The following is a 20,239-nucleotide window of genomic DNA, read 5'->3' as shown; positions in this document are numbered from 1 at the left end:
TCAAGGAGCGTGACGGTGAGCGCGGGCCCCGGCGGTCGCCACCCCACGGCTGAGGAGTACGTCTCGTGGAGTTCGAGGTCAATGGCGCCCGGCGCGAGGTGGACGTGGACGACGACCCGGCCGCCACGGAGGTGGTGCGCGACCGGCTGGGACTGACCGGCACCAAACTGGTCTGCGCGGGCGGCGTGTGCGGAGCCTGCACGATCCAGGTCGACGGCGAGCCCCGGGTGTCCTGCCTGACCCCGGCGGTCGCACTGGCCGGCCGCCGGGTCACCACCGTGGAGGGCCTGACCGGCCATCCCGTGACCCGTGCCTTCGCCGGTGAGGACGCCCTCCAGTGCGGTTACTGCACCCCGGGGTTCGTCGTCGAGGCGGCGGCGTTCCACGACCGGTGGCGGGCCGAGCACGGCACCGCCCGGCCGGGACGGGAGCAGATCGCCGACGCCCTGGCCGGCCACCTGTGCCGCTGCGGCGCGTACGAGGGGATCCACAACGCGGTGGCCGCGGCCTGCGCGGGCGACTACGACGAGGATCGGGCCGACGGGCAGGCGCGGCCCGTACCGCGCGCCGAGGCCCCGGCGAAGATCGACGGATCGGCCCGCTACACCACGGACCTGCACCCCGAAGGCCTGTTGGAGGGGTTGATCATCCGCTCCCCGCACGCGCACGCCCACGTACGGTCCCTCGAAGCCGGGGACGTGCCGCTCGTACCGCTGCTGCCCCCCGACGGCGTCGTGCGGTACGTCGGCCAGCCCGTCGCGGCGGTCGCGGCGCCCGGCCGGGCCGCCGCCCGGGCGGCCGCGGCGCGGGTCACCGTCGACTACGAGGTGCTGCCCGCCGCCCTGGACGTACGCCTGGCCCGGGCCGGCGAGGGCCCGCTGGTCTACGAGGACAAGGCGGCCCGCAAGCGCGCACCCGGCTCCGGCGAGACCCCCCAACTGCTGCCCGCCCGCTGGCGCGGCAACCTGCGCGGCCCCTCCGCCATGAGCAAGCGCCCCGCCACGGCCGTGCGCCGCATCACCGAGGCCCGCCGCCGCAACCCCGAACGGGTCGTCGAAGGCGAGTTCACCACCGCCGCGCAGACCCACACCCCCCTCGAACCGCACGCCTGCCTGGCCCGGTGGGCCGACGGCACCCTCCACCTGGAGGTGTCCACGCAGTCCCTGCGGCACGTGGCCGAACAGGCCGCAGAGCGCTGGGGCCTGCCCGCCGAACGGGTGGTGGCGAAGGCAGGCCACGTGGGCGGCGGTTTCGGCTGCAAGATGGGGCTGACCACCGACGTCGTCGCCGCGGTGGAACTGGCCCGTCTGCACGACGCCCCCGTGAGGGTGGTGCTGGACCGGGACGAGGAACTCACCGACGGCGGATACCGGCCCGCCACCCGGATCCGGGTGGCGATGGTCGCGGACGAGGCCGGTGACCTGAGCGCGCTGGCCATGGACGCGGACAGCGACGGCGGGATCTCCGTCGGAGCCTCCGTGGCGGCACAGGCCCGGTTCATGTACGGCAAGGCGCCGCGCCGGCTCCGCGACTTCGACACCGTCACGCACCGGCCGCCGGGCGCCCCCTTCCGCGGCCCGGGAGGACCCCCGCTGTGCTGGGCCCTGGAGCAGGCCGTAGACGAGATGGCACACCGGCTCGGCGAGGAACCGATCGCCCTGCGCCGCCGTTGGGACGGAAACCCCAAGCGGCACGCCCTCTACGACCTCGCCCGGTCCCTCCCGCTCTGGGCCGGCCCGCGAGGCGGCACCGGGCGCTTCCGCCGGGGCGTCGGCGTCGCGGCCGCCAACTGGCTGTACTTCCTCGACCCCGGCACCGAGGTCGAACTCACCGTGGAGGACGGCGCCGTCGTCGCCCGCTGCGCCGTGCAGGACATCGGCACCGGCGCGCGGAGCGTGCTGCGCCGGGCCGTCGCCGAGGAGCTCGGCCTGCCCCTGGAGCGGGTACGTGCCGAGACCGGCGCGAGCGACACCGTCCACGGCCCCACCTCCGGCGGCAGCCGCACCACGCCCTCCCTCGCGCCCGCCGCCGTGGACGCCGCGGCCCGGCTGCGCGAAGCGCTCGGCGGGGGTGACGTCGCCGCCCGGCTGGACACGGCGCACGGCCTACGGGTCACCGGCAGGCGCCCCCGCGACCACCGGGGCTTCGTGACCCCCTTCGGCCTCACCATGGGCGGCGTGGCGATCGGCCGCGGCTTCACCGGCTCGGTACAGGTCGCCGAGGTCGAGGTGGACACCCGGCTCGGCCGGATCCGTCCGCTGCGGGTGTGGAGCGGCATCGCCGCGGGCCGCATCCACGAGGACCGGCTGGCGCGAAGCCAGTGCGAGGGCGCCGTGGTGCAGGGCGTCGGCTACGCGCTGTTCGAGGAGCGGCGCGTCGACCCGGCCACCGGGCGGGTGCTGACCGACAACCTGGAGGACTACCGCCTCCCCGGCATCGGAGACACCCCCGAGATCACCGTCCACTTCCACCAGGAGGGCTTCGAGCACGTCCCCGGTGGCGGTGTCGGCCTCGGCGAGATCGCGACCCTGCCCACCGCGGCGTGCCTGGCCAACGCGGTCCACGACGCCACCGGATGGCGCCCGTACGACCTGCCCATCCGCCCCGACCGGCTCCTGGAAGGACTGGGTACGTGACCAACGAGCCCGCCCTCACCGATCTGTCGGCCGCCGTCCGCACCCGCGGCGGCGAACTGCGCGCCGGCGGCACCGACACCACCGCCCGGCAGCGCAGCGGCGTCTCCCCGGGCCCGTTCACCGACCTCGGCGGCGCCGCCGGCCTGCGCGGCTGCACGCCGTTGCCGGGCGGTGGGCTGCGGATCGGGGCCCTGACCACCCTCGCCGAGCTCGCCGCCGACCCGCAGGTGCGCGCCGGCTGGCCGGCCCTGGCACTCGCGGCCGGGACCGCGGCGACCCCGCAGGTCCGTGCCGCCGGAACCCTGGGCGGCAACCTCCTGCAGCGCAACCGCTGCTGGTACTACCGCAGTCCGCACACCGCCTGCTTCCAGAAGGGCGGCGCCGGCTGCCCCGCGCGGGAGGGCGACCACCACTTCGGCGTGGTCAGCGGCGACGGCCCCTGCATCACCCCGCACCCCTCCACCCTCGCGGCGGCACTGCTCACCTACGACGCGGAAGCCGAGATCCACGGCGAATCCCCGCGCGGCGTCGCCGACTTGTACGGGGACGGCGACCGGCTCTTCCAGGCGGACCACCTGCTGCCGCCGGACCGCATCCTCACCGCCGTCAGGCTGCCCGCGCCCCTGCCCGGCGAACGCGTCGCCCACCACCGCGCCATCAGCCGGGCCCACGCCGAATGGCCCCTCGTCGAAGCCACCGCCCGGATCGTGCTCGACGGCACCACCATCACCCACGCCGCCGTGGCCGCGGGCGGTGTGGCCCGCGTCCCGCTGCGCCTGACGGAGGTGGAGACCGCCCTGACCGGCCGCGAGGCCACCCCCGAACTCCTCGCCGCGGCGGCCGCGACGGTCCTCAACCGCTGCCGCCCCCTGCCGCAGACCGGCTACAAGACGACGCTGTTCCGCGACACGGTGCTGGAGGTCCTGGAACGGGCCACGGCGCACTAACGCGGGTCCCGTCGCAGCCGGTCCGGCTCCACCAGCCCGGTTTCGTAGGCCGTGATGACGAGCTGGACCCGGTCGCGGGCCCCGAGCTTGGAACGCAGGCTCGCCACGTGGGCCTTGGCGGTGCCGGGCGTGATGTGGAGACGGGCGGCGAGCTCACCGTTGGAAAGGCCGCGGCCGACGAGGGCCAGCACCTCGCGTTCCCGGGCGGTGATGGCGGCGGGCTCGGCGGGGGAGGGCGCGGGTTCGGGGCGGCCGGCGAATTCCGCGATGAGGCGGCGGGTGACGCTCGGCGTGATGAGGGCGTCGCCCGCGGCGGCCACGCGGACGGCCGTGAGGATGTCCTCCAGGGCCGTGTCCTTGACGAGGAACCCGCTGGCACCGGAGCGGAGCGCACCGTAGATGTTGGTGTCGCTGTCGAAGGTGGTGAGGACGACGACACGGGTCCCGGGGAGCTCCGCGGTGATCATCTGGGTGGCCTCGATGCCGTCCATGCCGGGCATGCGGATGTCCATGACGACCACGTCGGGGCGCAGTTCCCGGCCCAGGCGGACGGCCTGCGTCCCGGTTCCGGCTTCCCCGACGACCTCGATGTCCGGGACGCCGTCGATGACCATGCGCAGTCCGGCGCGCACCAGCGGCTGGTCGTCGGCGAGTACGACGCGGATCTTCATCGTGCGTCCGCCCCTTCCGCCGGGAGCGGCAGGAGCGCGGCGACGCGGAAGCCGCCTCCGGGGCGCGGCCCGGCGGTGAACCGGCCGCCCTGGAGGGCGACGCGCTCGCGCATGCCCCGGATCCCGTAGCCGGATCCGTCGGCCGGGGCCGGGACTGAGGGGTCATCACCGTCGTCGACGACGGTGATGTGCAGTGCGGCGGGCCGGTAGTCGATGGACACGGCGCAGCGGCGGGTGCCCGCGTGCCGGACCACGTTGGTCACCGATTCCTGGACGATCCGGAAGGCGGACCGGTCGACGGCGGCCGGCAGCGGGCGCTGCCTCCCGGAGCGCCGTACCTCCACCTCGACACCGGCGTGCGCCGTCGTCGCGACCAGCCGGTCGATGTCCGCGAGACCGGTGAAGGGTGCCGGGTGCATTGCGGGCGCCCGGTCCTGTTCCGCCTGGCGGAGCAGGTCGAGCATCCGCCGCAGCCCTCCAAGGGTCTCGCGGCTGGTCGTCTCGATCGAGGCCAGCGCGGTACGAGCCCGCTCCGGCTCGCTGTCGATGACCCGCCGGCCCGCGCCCGCCTGGATGGCGATGACGCCGATTCCGTGCGCGACCATGTCGTGAAGTTCCCTGGCGATGCGCAGCCGTTCGGCCGTGACCGCCGAGGCGGCGGCCTGCGCGCGCAGTGCCCGGTCGTACTCACCGCGCCGGCGGACGGACGTACCGGCCAGCCAGGAGAACACCAGGGCCAGCGCGACGAACGCCGTCAGCCCGAGGAAACCGGGTGCGAGCACACGACCCCACCCGCCCTCCCTGAAAAGGTCCACCTGCAAGGCCGTCTCCAGCACGACGAGACCGGCGGCCGCCGCGGCGAGACCGGCGCGCCGCGCGCGGGTGGCCGCGACCAGGCCGACCAGAAGACCCGCCGCCAGGAAGAGGGGCCACGTCCACTCGGTGCGCAGCGCCGGCGCCGTGCCCGCGGCCACTTCGGCCAGGACGACCCCGAGCACGGGCCCCGGCCGGCGCCACGCCCACCGCAGGGGCAGCGCCATCGCGACCGTCACGGCCGCGAGAGGCGTGCCCTGGCTCTCCTCGCCGAGCACCGCCACCGTGGCACCCGCCATCGTGGCGTACAGCAGCAGGGCCGTAGCGGCCACGGCACCCCAGGCCAGTGCCGTCCGTGCTCCTCGCGACATCCGCGACGGCAACGGCGACAGCGGTGTCGGGGGAAGCGGGTGGGGCGTGTGCTCGGACATCCGTCGAGCGTAGGCAGCGGTCGGCCCGCGCACATCAGACCGCGGGCGTATACCCAAAGGGCAGTGCCGCCGCCCCGGTTCATGCCGACGGGCCGATGCGGCGAGGTCCGGGACTGCCGCACCGTGGGCCGGGTGATCGAAGTCAACGGATTGACCAAGCGCTACGGCGACGTCCTCGCCGTCAACGACCTCACCTTCACGGTGCGACCCGGACAGGTCACCGGGTTCCTCGGCCCGAACGGCGCCGGCAAGAGCACCACCCTGCGCATGATCCTCGGCCTGAACCGGCCCACCGCCGGAAGCGCCACCATCGACGGCCGCCCCTTCACCCGGCGGCGGGCCGGACTCCACCACGCCGGCGCACTCCTCGACGCGGGCGACGTCCACCCCGGCCGCAGCGCCCTGGCACACCTGTCCGCGCTGGCCCGCAGCAACGGCCTGCCCCGCCGCCGGGTGCGGGAGGTGCTGGAGGAGGTCGGCCTGGCGGGTGTGGCACGCCGCCGGGCCGGCGGGTTCTCCCTCGGCATGCGCCAGCGACTCGGCATCGCCACGGCCCTCCTCGGCGACCCGCCCGTGCTGCTGTTCGACGAGCCCGTCAACGGCCTGGACCCGGAGGGGGTCCGCTGGGTGCGCGGCATGTTCGGACGGCTGGCCGCCGAAGGCCGTACCGTCCTCGTCTCCAGCCATCTCATGAGCGAGATGGAGAACACCGCCGACTGCCTCGTCGTCATCGGCCGGGGCGAGCTGATCGCGCAGGAGACCGTCGCCGAATTCGCGATGCGCGGCACCCGTGCCCGCGTCACCGTACGGACCCCCGACGCCGGACGCCTCACGACCCTGCTGGCACCCGAGGGCGCCCGCGTACGGCCCGACGGTCGGGAGTGCCTCACGGTCAGCGGACTGACCGCCGCCCGCATCGGCGAGCTCGCATTCGAGCACCGCATCCCGCTCCACGAGCTCGCTCCCGGCTCCGCCTCACTGGAGGACGCCTTCATGGAACTCACCGCCGACCGCGCGGACTACCGGGCGGGGGAGCGCCGATGAACCCGCCGCCGATGACCCCACCGCCGATGACCCCGCCGACAGCGTCCCCGCCGACCGCGACCCGGCCGGGCCTGTCCGTCCTGCCGACTCCGGCGGCCCAACCCCGCGTCCGGTTCCGCGACCTGTTCGCCGCCGAGTGGATCAAGCTGTGGTCCCTGCCCTCGACCCTCGGACTGCTCGGGATCGGCACGCTGCTCCTGATCGGTCTCGCCGTGCAGAGCAGCCTCGACACCTACCAGAACTGGCCCGACTTCGGGCCGCAGCAGCGGTCCCACTACGACCCGATGAGCGAGGCGCTCAGCGGCGCCGGCGTGTCCCTCCTCATGATCGGTACGGGCAGCGTGGGGGCTCTGGCCATCGTCGGCGAGTACGCGAGCGGCCTGATCCGCACGACCCTGACCGCCGTACCCGGGCGCCACCCCGTGGTGGCCGCGAAGGTCGCCGTCCTCGCGGCGGTGATGCTCGCCGTCGGGACGGTCGTGTCGCTGGGCACCTTCGGGGTGAGCCAGGCCATCCTGTCCGGGCGCGGCATCGGGCTCGGGGTGGGCGATCCCGGAGTGGCGCGGGTGCTGCTGGCGAACGCGCTGCTGGCTCCCGTCTCGGCGCTGGTCGGCCTGGGCATCGGGGCCCTCCTGCGGCACACCGCGGGCGCCGTCGTCACGGCCTGCGGCGTCCTCGTCGTCCTACCGGGCTTCTTCAAGCCGAGCGTCCACCAGTGGGCGAACGACGTGTACAACCTGTTCCCGTTCTACGACTGGCGCAGCTGCCTGTCGATGCTGCACCCCCGGGAGAGCGAGGCCCTGCCCACGGTCGCCGACTCATGGCTTGCCTTCACGCTCTGGCCCGTCCTCGCGGTGGCCGTCACCGTGATCGTCGTACGGCGGCGCGACGTGTGAGCCGCTGCCCCGCGCTCAGGATCCGGACGCGGCCGGCCGGGTCGCCCCGACGCCGGCGGCCTCCGCGCGGCCCACCGCCGTACGCAGTGCCACGGTGGCCGCGCCTCCCGCCGCCAGCCCGAAGAGCAGGGCCGCCGGGATGCCGCCGCCGAGGCCGGAGAACAGCTGCGGCACCCCGTAGGGCCTGTCCGACACGTTCAGCACGATGTGCAACAGCTGGCTCGCCAGCAGCCCGAGGACGGTCGCGCACACCGTGCCCACCGCCATCGCCGGGAGGGTGGTACGGGTGAGCAGCGCGGGCAGCCGCCGCAGTGCCACCCACACCACGGCGAGCGGCAGCAGGTCGAGCACGCGGTACAGCAGCCAGCTCCCGAGCGGACCCCCCGCCGGGAAGTCCCAGGCGCCCAGCAGCAGCCACTGGCGCAGGAGTTCGCCCGGCTCGGAGAACATCCCGTCGTACGGGGAGAACATCTGGATCTCGGCGGCGACCGGCTGGTACGACAGGACCACCAGCGACACCGCGATCACCGCGGTGCCGACGGTGGCGGCCAGCCGGGTGGCGCGCTCGGGGACGATGTTCTGCGGCACCGGACCGGCGCCCTTGACCGTGACGCGACCCACGAGCACGGTCACCGCCGCGGCGATCAGCGCGGCCACCACCAGAGCGGGCCGCCCGGAGGCGATCACGCTCGACAGCTGGGGCAGGAGGCGGTAGCTGCCGCGGCCCTGCGAGGCGATCAGCCAGGGCGCCGAGACGGTCATGGCCAGCATCCCGGCCACCAGCCCCCAGGCCCACACCGCGAGCAGCGAGGCCGTCATCCGGCCGCGCACCGGCGGCAGTCTGCGGATCAGGAGCAGCGCCCCGGGCAGGAAGAAGGCGAAGACCGCGACGAACCGGATCTGCACGGCGGTCGAGTACAGCGAGGCGTAGCTGCCGCCGGTCCCGCCCGACAGATCGGTGCCGGAACCCAGGGCCGCCGAGGGCTCGTACGACCAGGGGAACAGCCAGCGGCCGAGCTCCAGGGTGCCCTCGATGCCGAACAGGCTGTTGGTGCCCTGAAGGCGCAGCGCCTGGGCGCTCGCCCCGGCCCACCAGAGGAGGGCCGTGATCAGCAACCCTCCCGTCAGTGCCGGTATCGCCGCGCGTCGGTATGTCATGAACTGCCCCCGCCTTGCTCGGTCATTCGGTGATTCCCCTGGTCAAGAAGGCTACGACGGGCCCGGGGCGAGCCGCGCCCCGGTGCGGGCGGCGCCACGCCGGTGCGCTCAAGTCCGTTTGCGGAACAGTGGGTTGATCTCCGGGTGCGGTGGGCCGGCGGCGCATATGCTCCGCACGTAGGCCCGTGGTTCCGGGGGCCTCGCGAACCGTAAGGGGAACGCGCCGTGAGCGTCCGCATACAACCCTCCTCCCAGGTCGACGAGACGGCCGAGCTCGGCGAGGGGACCGCGATCTGGGATCTGGCACAGATACGGGAGGAGGCCAGGCTCGGGCGCGGCTGCATCGTGGGGCGCGGGGCGTACGTAGGGCCCGGCGTGCGCATCGGCGACCACGTGAAGCTGCAGAACTACGCGCTCGTCTACGAGCCCGCCGTACTCGGCGACGGGGTGTTCATCGGCCCGGCGGCCGTCCTCACCAACGACTTCTACCCGCGCGCCGTCGACCCCGACGGCAAGCTGAAGCGGGACGGCGACTGGGAGCCCGCCGGCGTCGTCGTGGCCGAGGGCGCCTCGCTCGGGGCTCGGTCCGTCTGTGTGGCCGGGGTGCGGATCGGCCGCTGGGCCCTTGTCGCGGCGGGGGCCGTGGTCTCCCGGGACGTGGCCGACTTCGCCCTCGTCGCCGGGGTGCCGGCCCGGCGGATCGGCTGGGTGGGGAAGGCCGGAGTCCGCCTGGTGGAGGTCGAGGGGAAGCCGGACGTCTGGCAGTGCCCGAGCACCGGCGCGCTGTACGAGGAGAAGGACGGCGCGCTGGCCGAGGCCGGCTGACGACATGTCGGCAATTTGAGGCAATGGCATTTCCTCAAAACCACAATCAACGAACATCCGTGGGCATACCGTGTCCCTGCACAACGGGATCTGAGCAGGCAACAGGCCATGCTCAGTGGGGGGTTGTACACGACGAGGCACCGGGGCAGTGTCATGTCCGGACGCGGCGCCACCGCGCCGGACGGGACACTGCCGATCCGCGTGCCCCGGTCCGCGGCATCGCTGGGGGGTTCCAGACGCAGCCGTCGGACGGTTCGGGCCACGGCGCACGCCGCCGCGGGCCGGGACGCCGTCATGCACGATCCCCCTCCGCCGAGCGATCAGAGGGGATAGGTGTGTTGGAGCGCTACGGCTCGGACATGCGGGGTGCGAGGAGCACCCGGGGAATCGGGGTGGGGACCCGATGACCACCAAACGATTAGGAGCACTGGCTCACGAGGACCCGTCGCTGCACGCCCTCGCCGAGCGCCTGCTCGTACTGGCCGAGTCGGGCCTGCCCGCGATGTACCTGGCCGGGGAAGAGACCTTCGTGTTCACCCGGGTGGGCAAGGTGTCGCCCGACGGTACCCGCGGGCTGGAGCAGCGGGGGACCAGCACCCGGTACGCGGCGATCACCGCGCTCGGGGCCCGGTTCCTGCCCGAGGAGCGCCAGCGCGCCCTGTTCGGCGGGCGCACCGCCGAGGAGTTCACGGGGCTGCTCGTGCAGCGGCTGCCCGGGGTGGTCAACCTCGGCGACGCCGCGCTCATCGCCTGGGCCGCGGCCGAAACCGGCCACGCCAAGCTGTCCGACGCCCTCGACCGGGTGGCCGCCCTGGACCTCCCGGGACGGCCGCAGTACACGGTCGAGGCGGCCTGGGTGCTCTCCGCCCTCGCCGCCGCCCGCGCCACGGTGGACGTGGAGGACCGGATCCCGGCCGCCCGCGACCGCCTGCTCGCGGCCAGGGCCGCGGACAGCCCGCTGTTCCCGCACGCCACCGCGCCGGGGCTGGTGCCCGGCTACCGGTCGCACGTGGCCTGCTTCGCCGACCAGACGTACCCGCTCCAGGCCCTGGCCCGGCTGCACGCGAGCGGCGGGGACCGCGAGGCCCTCGCGGCAGCCGACGCCTGCGCCGCCCGCATCTGCGCTCTGCAGGGCGACGGCGGACAGTGGTGGTGGCACTACGACGCCCGGCACGGGACCGTGATCGAGGGCTACCCCGTCTACAGCGTCCACCAGCACGCGATGGCCCCGACGGCCCTGTTCGACCTCGCCGAGGCGGGCGGGACGGACTTCGGCGCGGAGATCCGCCGCGGGCTGCGCTGGATGACGGAGGTGCCCGAGATCTCGGGGCCCACCGGCACCCCGCGCGAGCCGATGATCCGCGACGAGCTCGGCGTCACCTGGCGCAAGGTCTACCGGGGCGACCCGAAGAAGGCCGTCCGGGCCGCCCGCGGACTCACCACCCGGGTCGCACCGCGCGCCCGGCTCGCACCCCTGGACGGGCTCTTCCGGCCCCTCTCCGTGGACCGCGAGTGCCGTCCGTACGAGTTCGGCTGGATGCTGTTCGCCTGGCTCGGGGGGCTCAGATGACCGGACGCCAGTTCCTCTTCGGGGTCGGAGTCGACCCCCTGACCATGGACGAGACCGTCCAGCGCTGCCTCGACGCCGTCCGGCGCGGCGAGCAGATCGAGATCGGCATGGTCAACGCCGCGAAGCTGGTCAACATGCGGCGCGACCCCCGCCTCGCCGAGGCCGTGTCCGGCTGCGACCTCGTCCTGGCCGACGGCCAGGCGGTGGTCTGGGCCGGCCGCGTCCTGGGCGTCCGGCTGCCCGAACGGGTCGCGGGCATCGACCTGTTCATGCGGCTGCTCGCCGCGGCCGAGGTGGCGGACATCCCCGTCTACCTGCTCGGGGCCAAGCAGGACGTGCTGGAGCAGATGCTCCGGCAGATCTCCGAGCAGTTCCCGAAGCTGTACGTCGCCGGCAGCCGCAACGGCTACTTCGACGACTCCGACCAGGAGTCGATCGCCGACGCCGTCGCCGACAGCCGCGCCGGCCTGCTGTTCCTCGGCATGACCTCGCCCAAGAAGGAGATCTTCACCGCCGGATACGGCAAGCGCACCGGCGTCCACGTCGTGCACGGCGTCGGCGGCTCCTTCGACATCCTCGCCGGGATCACCAAGCGGGCCCCCCTGGTCTGGCAGCGGATGGGGCTCGAGTGGTTCTACCGCACCCTCCAGGAGCCCCGCCGGCTCGCCAAGCGCTACTTCACCACCAACGCCGCCTTCCTCGCCATGACGGCCCGGGAACTCGTCCGCCGCACACCGCCTGCCGGCCTTGCGAACAGGAGTCACTGATGCGCGTCGTCGTCGTGGGACAGGGATACGTCGGTCTCCCGCTCGCCATCCGGGCCGCCGAAGTCGGCCACCAGGTGATCGGTTACGACGTGGACTCCCGGCGGGTCAAGAGCCTCGCCGCCGGTGAGTCCTTCGTGGAGGACGTCACCTCCGAACGGATCGCCCGCGCGTTGGAGCGCGGAACCTACCGGCCCAGCGAACTCGCCCGGGACTGCGGCGGCTTCGACGTCGCCGTCGTCACCGTCCCCACCCCCCTCCGGGAAGGCACGCCCGACCTGCGCTACATCGAGGAGTCGGCCCACACCCTGGCCCGCTTCCTGCGCCCGGGCGCCACGGTCGTCCTGGAGTCCACCACCTACCCCGGCACCACCGAGGAACTCTTCGCCCCGATCCTGGAGGACGGCTCCGGGCTCACCGCGGGCGCCGACTTCCACCTCGGCTACAGCCCCGAACGCATCGACCCCGGCAACACCGTCTGGGGTTTCCAGCAGACCCCCAAGGTGGTCTCGGGCGTCGACGCAGCCTCGCTCAAGGCCGTCGAGGCCTTCTACGGGGAACTCGTCGACACCACCGTGCCGGTGAGCTCGCCCAAGGAGGCCGAGCTGGCCAAACTGCTGGAGAACACCTTCCGGCACGTGAACATCGCCCTCGTCAACGAGATCGCGATGTTCGCCCGCCACCTCGACATCGACGTGTGGCAGGCCATCGAAGCGGCCTCCAGCAAGCCCTTCGGCTTCATGAAGTTCACCCCCGGCCCCGGCGTCGGCGGCCACTGCCTTCCCATCGACCCCTCGTACCTGTCCTGGCGCGTGCAGCGGGAACTCGGCCAGAACTTCCGCTTCGTCGAACTCGCCAACGACATCAACAGCCACATGCCCGAGTACGTGGCACGCCGCGTCATCGACGCGCTCAACACCAAGCGCCGGTCCGTCAACGGCTCCCGGATCCTGCTGCTCGGGCTCGCCTACAAGAAGAACACCGGTGACGCCCGGGAATCGCCCGCGGTGCGGATCTCGCAACTGCTCATCGACATGGGCGCCAAGGTACGGGCCGCCGACCCCCACGTGGTCGAGAGCATCGCGGTGGACGCGCGGCTGGTCCGCGTCGAACCCACCCGCAAGGAGATCGCGGCCGCCGACGTCGTCGTCCTGATCACCGACCACGACTCCTTCGACTACAAGCTGATCGCCGAACACGCCTCGTACGTACTGGACTGCCGCAACCGGCTGTCCGGACCCAACGTGGAGGTGCTCTGAGCCGTGGCCGACCCGAAGAGGATCATCTGCGTCGCCGGAGCGCGACCCAACTACATGAAGATCAAACCGGTGATGGACGCACTGGAGCGCCGCGGCGCCGAAGTGATCCTGGTCCACACCGGCCAGCACTACGACGAGTCCATGAACGACGTCTTCTTCCGCGACCTCGGCATCCGCAAGCCCGACCGGTACCTCGGCGCCGGATCCGGCACCCACGCCGAGCAGACCGGCCGGGTGATGGCCGCGTTCGAGCCGCTGGTGGACGAACTGGCCCCGGACGCCGTGGTGGTGGTCGGGGACATCAACTCCACGCTCGCCTGCGCCCTGGTGACCGCGAAGGCAGGCCCGCTGCTGGCCCACGTGGAAGCCGGACTGCGCAGCCGCGACTGGTCCATGCCGGAGGAGGTCAACCGGGTCGCCACCGACCGGCTCAGCGACTACCTGCTGGCCCCCTCGCCCGACGCCGCAGCGAACCTGCGGGCCGAGGGCTACCGCGAGGACCAGATCCACGTCGTCGGCAACGTCATGATCGACACCCTCCTCGCCAACCTGGAACGGGCCCGGCAGTCGGACGTACTCGACCGCCACGGCCTGACCCGGGGCGGATACGGCCTGGTCACCCTGCACAGGCCGGCCAACGTGGACGACCCCGGGGCCCTGCGCGGCCTGCTCAAGGCCCTGGGCGAGATCGCGGACCGCTGCCCGCTGCTGCTGCCCGTGCACCCGAGGGCCGCCGAGCGGCTGGCCGAACTGGGCGTCCCCGGCGGCATCAAGCTCGTACCGGCCGCCGGATACCTCGACTTCATCGCCTTGCAGGACTCCGCCCGCCTGGTGCTCACCGACTCCGGGGGCATCCAGGAGGAGACCACCGCGCTGGGCGTGCCCTGCGTGACCCTGCGCGAGAACACCGAGCGGCCCATCACGGTGGAGCAGGGGACCAACGTACTCGCGGGCACGGATCCGGACCGCGTCGTGGCCACCGTGAACCGGGTGCTCGACGATCCGCCGGCGCCCCGCTGCCCCGAACTCTGGGACGGCCGGGCGAGCGAGCGCATCGCCGAGGTCCTGCTGGACGGCGGGAGCAGGCACACCCGGCCCCGGCCCACCGACCTCGTCCCGCAGTAGACAAGCAGTTCAGAGAAGGGGAAGACCTTGGATCTCGCCGAAATCTGGCGGGTCATGCGCAGGCGCTGGTACGTACTGATACCGGGGCTGGTGCTCACGGCGGCGCTGGCCGCCGCCGTGCACCTCCTCGTCCCGGTGGAGTACCAGTCGCAGAGCACGGTGACCCTGCTGAACTCCAAGAAGGCCACGGAGGCCTTCGACGGCAACCCCTTCCTGAGCACCCAGACCTCCCTCACCGGAATGGCCGACGGCCTGGCCCGCAATCTGAACTCCGACGGGGCCGTCGCCGACCTCAAGGCCCTGGGCCTCACCGGCAAGCACGAGGCGAAGATCGCCGACAACGCGCTGGGCCCCTTCATGTGGCTGACCGTCACCGGAACCGACCGGGCGGCCGTCCTCAAGTCGGACGAGATCCTCACCGCGTACGCGCAGAAGCGGCTGGACGAGTTCCAGACCCAGCAGACGGTGCGGCCCGAGGCCATGATCAGGATGGCCGTGATCGTGCCGCCCCAGGAACCGCAGGCCCAGACCAAGTCCCGGATCCAGTTCCTCGTCATGGCGGGCGCGCTGGGCTTCGTGCTCAGCCTGGTCGCCACCTTCTTCGTGGAGGCCCGCAAGCGGCGGGGCCCCGGCAGGCACCGGCCCGAAGCCGGCGAGGACCAGGGCGACGGGCCGGAGGCCCGGGCGACCGAGCCGCAGGAGCGACCGGCCGTCGCCCCCGTCTCCCGGACCGAGGAACCGGCCGTGGAACGGACGCTCGGCATCCGGCGGCCGCCCTCCTGGGCCCGGTCCGGCCAGGACGGGCCGGCGGCCGCGCAGCCCGAGGCGCCACAGCCCGTCATGGCCGCGCCGACCACCGCCGAGCCGCTCGACGAGGAGTCGACCCATGGACACCGTCCGCACACCGGACAGTGAGACCGGTGCGCAGGGCGGAGCCCCCGCTCCGCCCCCGCCCGCATCCACCGTTCCTCCCGCCCTCGGCCGGAAGGTCCGTTCGGCGGCCCGGTGGAGCCTGATCAACACCCTGGTCCTGCGCCTGGGCAACTTCGCGACCGGCATCGTGCTGGCACGCTTCGCGCTGGGCCCGGCGGAATGGGGCGTGTACGGCGTGGCGCAGACCGTGCTGCTGGTCCTGCTGTCCGCGAACGAGCTGGGCGTGAGCCTGGCCATCGTGCGCTGGGAGGGGGACCCGCGACGGTTCGCACCGACCGTGCTGACCCTCAGCACCCTCTCCAGCGGAGTGCTGTACGTGGCGCTGTTCACGGCGGCACCGACGGTGGCGGGCCTGCTCGGCTCGCCGGACGCCACCGGCGTCCTGCGGGTGATGTGCCTGTGCGTGCTGATCGGCGGGGTGGCGGCGGTACCCGGCCAGTTCCTCACCCGCGAATTCGCCCAGGGCAAGCGGATGGTCATCGACGGACTCAACTTCGTGATCAGCACCTCGGTCACGCTGTTGCTGGCCTTCGCGGGCTGGGGGGCGATGAGCTTCGCCTGGGGGGCCGTGGCGGGGAACACCGTGACGCTGATCGGGTGCTGCCTGGCCGTGCCGGGCACCCTGAAGTACGGCTGGGACCGCGGGCACGCCCGGGAGCTCCTGAGGTTCGGCCTTCCGCTGGCGGGGGCGAGCCTGCTGGCCCTCGCGGTGGTCAACGTCGACACCATGCTGGTCGGTGCGACGGTGGGCGACGTGGCCCTCGGCTTCTACGTCCTCGCCTTCAACATCTCCGGCTGGCCCGTGCGGATCATCTCCGAGGCCGCCCGCAGGGTCACCTTCGCCGGCTTCTCCCGCCTGGCCGACTCGCCGCTGGCGCTCGCCCGGGGCTTCAGCCGCGCCCTGGGCGTGGTGGTCACCGGCACCGTCCCGCTGTGCGTCCTGCTGGCCGGCTTCGCGGCGCCGGCCATCGAGCTGATCTACGGGAGCCAGTGGACGGCCGCAGCACCGGCCCTGCCCTGGCTGATGGCCCTCGGCCTGATCCGCATCGGCAGCGAACTCGCCTACGACTGCCTGATCGCGGCCGGACAGCGCCGGTCGCTCTTCCTGGTGCAGGGCCTGTGGCTGGTGGCCCTCGTCCCGGTGCTCCTCGCGGGCGCCCGGCTGAACGGCATCGTCGGAGCCTCCCAGGCCCATGTACTGGTCGCGGGCGGCCTGGTGGTGCCCGTGTTCCTGTACGCCCTCAGCCGGGGCGGCATCGGGGTCGGCTGGGTGGCGAAGGCGTGCGCGTGGCCCTTCCTCGGCGGCGCCGTGATGGCCGCGACCATCCTGGGCCTGGAACGGCTGCTCGGCGACGGCCCGCTCGCGCTCGCGGCGACCGGCACGATCGCCCTGGCCGGCTACACGCTGTGCGTACTGCCCAGCCGCGGCTTCCTGCGCGGCACCGACGGCGGCGACCCGCCCCGCGGTGACGCACCCCGCGGCGACGGACCCCGCCACGGCCGGCGCCGGACGCCCGCACCCGCCCGGCCCACCCCACAGGACACGAGGTGAACCCGATGCCACGGCGCATCAGCCGAAACCCGCTCGCCGGACTGCTCCTCTTAACCCTCCTCGCGGTCACGGGCGTGGCCTGCTCCGGACCCGACCGGTCCGCCGCGCTGCCGGACTGCCCGGACTCCGCGCGGACCTGCCCCGCGAGCGCCTCACCGGCGTCACCGGGCTCCGCCGCGCCGACCCCGGACGGCCAGGCGACGGGCAGCCCCGCCGCCTCAGCGACCCCGACGGCGAAGCCCACCGCCACCGCGGCCGCCGGAACTCCCTCCGGCGCCCCCGCCGCCAAGGGCGCCTGCGCCTCCTTCAGCGCCTGCGGCTTCCCCGACGCCTCCACCACCGGTCCGCGGATCCCGCTCACGCCCCACAAGACCGGGTACATGGCCGTCCGGGAGAACGGGCTCGTCATCCGGGGCTGGGACATCACCGGCTCGCTCGACATCTATGCCAACGACGTCACCGTCATCGACAGCAAGATCACCTCGGACAGCTGGTGGGGCATCAACCTGCGCCCCGGCTTCAGCGGCCTGCGGGTCCTGCACTCCACCATCACGGCCGTGCCCGGCAAGGGCCCCGACAACGGCGGTGTGGACTACGCGGTGTCCAACATGGGGGGCAGCTCCATCGAGGTCGGCTGGTGCGACGTCTCGGTGTTCGGCGACGCCCTGTCCATGGGGCAGGGCAACCTGCACGACAACTACGTCCACGACATCGTCCCGTTCGTCAACCTCGGCGGCGAATGGCAGCACACCAACGCGGTGATCAGCGGCGGCGGCAACACCGGGGAACTGATCATCCGCCACAACACCCTGCTGAACCCGACCGGCCTCAAGGAGGGCGCCTCGGGCAGCATCGGCCTGTTCGCGGACACGGGTGTGGTCCGCAACGTCACCGTGGACAACAACTGGATAGCCGGTGGCGCCTACGCCCTCTACGGCGGCAGCACCGGCGCCACCGGTATCAAGGTCACCGACAACATCTTCTCGACGGAGTACCACCCCGCCGCCGGCGGCTACGGCGTGGTCGCCCACTGGAACCACAGCGGCCCCGGCAACGTGTGGCGGAACAACCGGATGTCCGACGGCCGCCCGATCGAACCCGAGCCGGCCCCGTGAGCGGCCTCGTGCGCGGGCTCGCGCGGGCGCCCTGGACGCTGCTCAAGGCGCTGTTCGGCTGGCTGGTGCTCTTCGAGACCAGGAACAAGGTCCTGCTGGCCCCCACCGCGCTGCGGCTGCGCCGCGTCGAGGACGCCGAGACCGGGCGGCTGGCCCGCGTCCTCACCGCACCGCCCTCGGCGCTGGTCGCCACGGTGATCGCCACCCACCGGCGCCCGGAGCAACTGCGCGCCGCGGTGCGCTCGGCCCTGGACCAGACCGTCCGGGACCAGGTGGTGATCGTGGTCGACGACGGCGCGGGACTCCCGGACCTCCCCGAGGACCCGCGGCTGTTCGCCGTCTCGCTCGCCCGCAACACCGGTGTCGCGGGCGTCGTGCGCAACGTGGGCATCCGCCTCACCCGCTCGCGGTACGTGGCGTTCCTGGACGACGACAACCTGTGGGAACCCGACCACCTGGAAAGGGCGTTGGCGGCCTTGGAGTCGCCCGGCGGGCCCGACGCCGTCTACACGGCGCTGCGTCGCGTCCTGCCCGACGGCAGCGAGCAGGACGTGCTGTCGGTGCCCTACGACCGGCGCCGCGCCGCCCGCGAGGCCTTCCTGGACACCAACGCCTTCGTCGCGCGCCGCAACCGCTCCCTGCACTTCAGCCGTCTGCGCCGGACCCCGGAGGTGCTGCCCCGCGAGGACTGGGAGCTGATCCGCCGGTACGGCCGCCGGCACCGGGTGCGCCACCTGCCGCACCCCACCGTCCGATACCTCATGAACCCGGCGAGCTTCTACACGCAATGGCAGCAGTCCAGTTGAAGCCCGCCTCTCTTCCGCTCCGACCACAGGTGGTTGATCCGATGCCCCGATCCCGGGCCCTCCGAAACAAGTTCGTCGACGCACCCGGCTCTCTGGGCGAACGACTGCGCATCGCCCGCTGGGAGCGTTTCCAGCGATGCTTCCCCGGCATCGAGAACATGCGCGTCGTGGACCTGGGCGGGACGGCCGAGATGTGGCTGCGCGCACCCGTGCGCGCCAAGCACGTCCACCTGATCAACCTGGAGGAGCACCCCGCCGAACTGCCCGACTGGATCACCGCCGAGATCGCCGACGTCACCGACCCGGCGGTCGCCGCCGAACTGAGCGAGCACGGCGGCTACGACCTGGTGTTCTCCAATTCGACCATCGAGCACGTCGGCGGCCACAGCCAGCGCCGCCGGTTCGTCGCCGCCGTCGAGCAACTGGCGCCGCTGCACTGGATCCAGACGCCGTACCGCTACTTCCCGGTCGAACCGCACTTCGTCGCGCCCGGCTTCCAGTTCCTGCCGCTCGCAGCCAGGACACGACTCGTACGGCACTGGCCCCTGGTCCACAGCCGCCCCGACAGCCCCGAGTCGGCCATGAACGCCGTGGTCAACATCGAACTGCTGGGCCGCGCCGAAATGAGCTACCTGTTCCCCGGGTCGGTGCTCCTCAGCGAGCGGGTGCTCGGTGTCACCAAGTCGCTGACCGCCGTACGAACGGAGCGCTCATGCTGAACAACCTCATCAACCGACACGACGCGGACCGGCTGCTGCGCAAGGTGCGACGGCTGGAACTCGACCCGGTGCTCGCCAAACTGCGGGTGCGCGGCGGCGCGCGCGTGGTCCAGCACTGGTCCCAGGTCGACCCGTCGCTGACCGAGTGGTGGGCGATCCCGGGCGTCATCAAGCGCTGGAACCTGCTGATGACCGGCGACGCCGACACCTCCTACCCCCAGTACGTGGCGGCCAAGCACTTCGCGCCGCGCACCGACCTGCGCGGCCTCTCCCTCGGCTGCGGCACCGGCGGCAACGAACTGCTCTGGGCGAAGACCGGCGCGTTCGGCCTCCTGGAGGGCGTGGACGTGGCGCAGCAGCGGATCGACTTCGCCACCCGGACCGCCGCCGAAGAGGGCCTCGCCGACGTCCTGCGCTTCCGGGTCACCGACGTCAATCAGATGACCAGCGACGGGGAACGCTTCGACGTGCTGCTGGGCCTTCAGTCCCTGCACCACTTCGACAACCTCGACGAGACCCTGCCGAGGCTGTCCCGGCTGATCGAGCCCGGCGGGACGTTCGTGATCGACGAGTTCGTCGGCCCCACCCGCTTCCAGTGGACCGACGCCCAGCTCGACGCGGCGAACGCGCTGCTGGCCCGGCTCCCCGAGGAGCGGCGCCGCCTGGCCGACGGCCGGATCAAGCACCGCGTCGTACGCCCCAGCAAGCTGGCGATGGTGCTGGACGACCCCTCGGAGGCCGTCGACGCGGCCGCGCTGCTGCCGGGCCTGCGCCGCCACTTCGAGGTCGTCGAGGAACGGCCCTACGGGGGCACGGTGCTGCACATCGCCTTCTCCGGGATCGCGCACAACTTCCGGGACCAGGAGCCGCGGACGCTGGAACTCCTGGAGGAGTGCTTCGCCGCGGAGGACGCGGCGCTCCCGGAAGTCGGGCACGACTTCATCGCCATGGTCTGCCGCCCCCGCAGCGGCTGAC

Annotated in this window: 18 protein-coding genes; 15 read left to right on the top strand and 3 right to left on the bottom strand. The window is 73.1% G+C overall.

Annotation, left to right across the window (positions count from 1 at the left end):
• The first annotated feature begins 65 nt into the window (after positions 1 to 65).
• The gene (locus tag ACIQ5Y_RS25405) at positions 66 to 2,636 is read left to right on the top strand and encodes a molybdopterin-dependent oxidoreductase (RefSeq protein ID WP_403884742.1); all 2,571 of its coding nucleotides are present in this window, start codon (positions 66 to 68) and stop codon (positions 2,634 to 2,636) included.
• Positions 2,633 to 3,583: an FAD binding domain-containing protein gene (locus tag ACIQ5Y_RS25400; protein ID WP_403884739.1), complete on the top strand. Its 951-nt coding sequence runs from the start codon at positions 2,633 to 2,635 to the stop codon at positions 3,581 to 3,583. Before ACIQ5Y_RS25405 ends, ACIQ5Y_RS25400 begins: the two co-directional genes overlap by 4 nt.
• On the opposite strand, the gene ACIQ5Y_RS25395 is transcribed toward ACIQ5Y_RS25400, so the two are convergent.
• The gene (locus ACIQ5Y_RS25395) at positions 3,580 to 4,254 is read right to left on the bottom strand and encodes a response regulator (RefSeq protein WP_403884736.1); all 675 of its coding nucleotides are present in this window, start codon (positions 4,252 to 4,254) and stop codon (positions 3,580 to 3,582) included. The genes ACIQ5Y_RS25400 and ACIQ5Y_RS25395 overlap by 4 nt on opposite strands.
• Complete coding sequence (locus ACIQ5Y_RS25390) at positions 4,251 to 5,498, bottom strand: sensor histidine kinase (protein ID WP_403884733.1); 1,248 nt, start codon at positions 5,496 to 5,498, stop codon at positions 4,251 to 4,253. The genes ACIQ5Y_RS25395 and ACIQ5Y_RS25390 overlap by 4 nt, the downstream gene beginning before the upstream one ends.
• Positions 5,499 to 5,630: 132 nt before the next feature.
• Between ACIQ5Y_RS25390 and ACIQ5Y_RS25385 the strand changes: the two genes are divergently transcribed.
• Together ACIQ5Y_RS25385 and ACIQ5Y_RS25380 are read left to right on the top strand one after the other, a co-directional pair.
• The gene (locus ACIQ5Y_RS25385; RefSeq protein ID WP_403884730.1) at positions 5,631 to 6,542 is read left to right on the top strand and encodes an ABC transporter ATP-binding protein; all 912 of its coding nucleotides are present in this window, start codon (positions 5,631 to 5,633) and stop codon (positions 6,540 to 6,542) included.
• Positions 6,539 to 7,438: an ABC transporter permease subunit gene (locus ACIQ5Y_RS25380; protein WP_403884727.1), complete on the top strand. Its 900-nt coding sequence runs from the start codon at positions 6,539 to 6,541 to the stop codon at positions 7,436 to 7,438. The genes ACIQ5Y_RS25385 and ACIQ5Y_RS25380 overlap by 4 nt, the downstream gene beginning before the upstream one ends.
• Positions 7,439 to 7,453: 15 nt before the next feature.
• Here the strand turns inward: ACIQ5Y_RS25380 and ACIQ5Y_RS25375 are convergent, their stop codons facing one another.
• Entirely contained in the window at positions 7,454 to 8,596 is a 1,143-nt protein-coding gene (locus ACIQ5Y_RS25375) for a hypothetical protein (protein ID WP_403884724.1), read from the bottom strand.
• Positions 8,597 to 8,821: 225 nt separating this feature from the next.
• Between ACIQ5Y_RS25375 and ACIQ5Y_RS25370 the strand changes: the two genes are divergently transcribed.
• The 11 genes from ACIQ5Y_RS25370 to ACIQ5Y_RS25320 all read left to right on the top strand — a co-directional run bounded on the left by ACIQ5Y_RS25370 (position 8,822) and on the right by ACIQ5Y_RS25320 (position 20,238).
• Entirely contained in the window at positions 8,822 to 9,421 is a 600-nt protein-coding gene (locus ACIQ5Y_RS25370) for an acyltransferase (RefSeq protein ID WP_403884721.1), read from the top strand.
• A gap of 403 nt (positions 9,422 to 9,824) precedes the next feature.
• Positions 9,825 to 10,991: a hypothetical protein gene (locus tag ACIQ5Y_RS25365; RefSeq protein ID WP_403884718.1), complete on the top strand. Its 1,167-nt coding sequence runs from the start codon at positions 9,825 to 9,827 to the stop codon at positions 10,989 to 10,991.
• The gene (locus ACIQ5Y_RS25360) at positions 10,988 to 11,758 is read left to right on the top strand and encodes a WecB/TagA/CpsF family glycosyltransferase (RefSeq protein ID WP_403884716.1); all 771 of its coding nucleotides are present in this window, start codon (positions 10,988 to 10,990) and stop codon (positions 11,756 to 11,758) included. The genes ACIQ5Y_RS25365 and ACIQ5Y_RS25360 overlap by 4 nt, the downstream gene beginning before the upstream one ends.
• A complete protein-coding gene (locus tag ACIQ5Y_RS25355) occupies positions 11,758 to 13,014 on the top strand; it encodes a nucleotide sugar dehydrogenase (RefSeq protein ID WP_403884713.1) in 1,257 nt (418 codons plus the stop codon). The genes ACIQ5Y_RS25360 and ACIQ5Y_RS25355 overlap by 1 nt, the downstream gene beginning before the upstream one ends.
• Positions 13,015 to 13,017: 3 nt before the next feature.
• Positions 13,018 to 14,139: a non-hydrolyzing UDP-N-acetylglucosamine 2-epimerase gene (gene wecB / locus ACIQ5Y_RS25350; RefSeq protein WP_403884710.1), complete on the top strand. Its 1,122-nt coding sequence runs from the start codon at positions 13,018 to 13,020 to the stop codon at positions 14,137 to 14,139.
• Between the two features lie 27 nt (positions 14,140 to 14,166).
• Positions 14,167 to 15,054 (top strand): Wzz/FepE/Etk N-terminal domain-containing protein, encoded by an 888-nt coding sequence (locus ACIQ5Y_RS25345; RefSeq protein WP_403884707.1) that lies wholly within the window; start codon positions 14,167 to 14,169, stop codon positions 15,052 to 15,054.
• Positions 15,026 to 16,624: an oligosaccharide flippase family protein gene (locus ACIQ5Y_RS25340; protein ID WP_403884704.1), complete on the top strand. Its 1,599-nt coding sequence runs from the start codon at positions 15,026 to 15,028 to the stop codon at positions 16,622 to 16,624. The genes ACIQ5Y_RS25345 and ACIQ5Y_RS25340 overlap by 29 nt, the downstream gene beginning before the upstream one ends.
• Before the next feature lie 5 nt (positions 16,625 to 16,629).
• Positions 16,630 to 17,739 (top strand): hypothetical protein, encoded by a 1,110-nt coding sequence (locus ACIQ5Y_RS25335; RefSeq protein ID WP_403884701.1) that lies wholly within the window; start codon positions 16,630 to 16,632, stop codon positions 17,737 to 17,739.
• Positions 17,736 to 18,545 (top strand): glycosyltransferase family 2 protein, encoded by an 810-nt coding sequence (locus tag ACIQ5Y_RS25330; protein WP_403884698.1) that lies wholly within the window; start codon positions 17,736 to 17,738, stop codon positions 18,543 to 18,545. Before ACIQ5Y_RS25335 ends, ACIQ5Y_RS25330 begins: the two co-directional genes overlap by 4 nt.
• A 41-nt stretch (positions 18,546 to 18,586) precedes the next feature.
• Entirely contained in the window at positions 18,587 to 19,264 is a 678-nt protein-coding gene (locus tag ACIQ5Y_RS25325; RefSeq protein WP_403884695.1) for a class I SAM-dependent methyltransferase, read from the top strand.
• Positions 19,258 to 20,238 carry a class I SAM-dependent methyltransferase gene (locus tag ACIQ5Y_RS25320; RefSeq protein WP_403884692.1) on the top strand — a complete coding sequence of 327 codons (981 nt, stop codon included), beginning with the start codon at positions 19,258 to 19,260 and terminating at the stop codon, positions 20,236 to 20,238. Before ACIQ5Y_RS25325 ends, ACIQ5Y_RS25320 begins: the two co-directional genes overlap by 7 nt.
• Position 20,239 lies beyond the last annotated feature (1 nt).

This window comes from Streptomyces sp. NPDC096339 (assembly GCF_044762985.1).
Taxonomy (GTDB): Bacteria; Actinomycetota; Actinomycetes; order Streptomycetales; family Streptomycetaceae; genus Streptomyces.
This window is presented reverse-complemented; position numbering and strand designations above follow the sequence as displayed.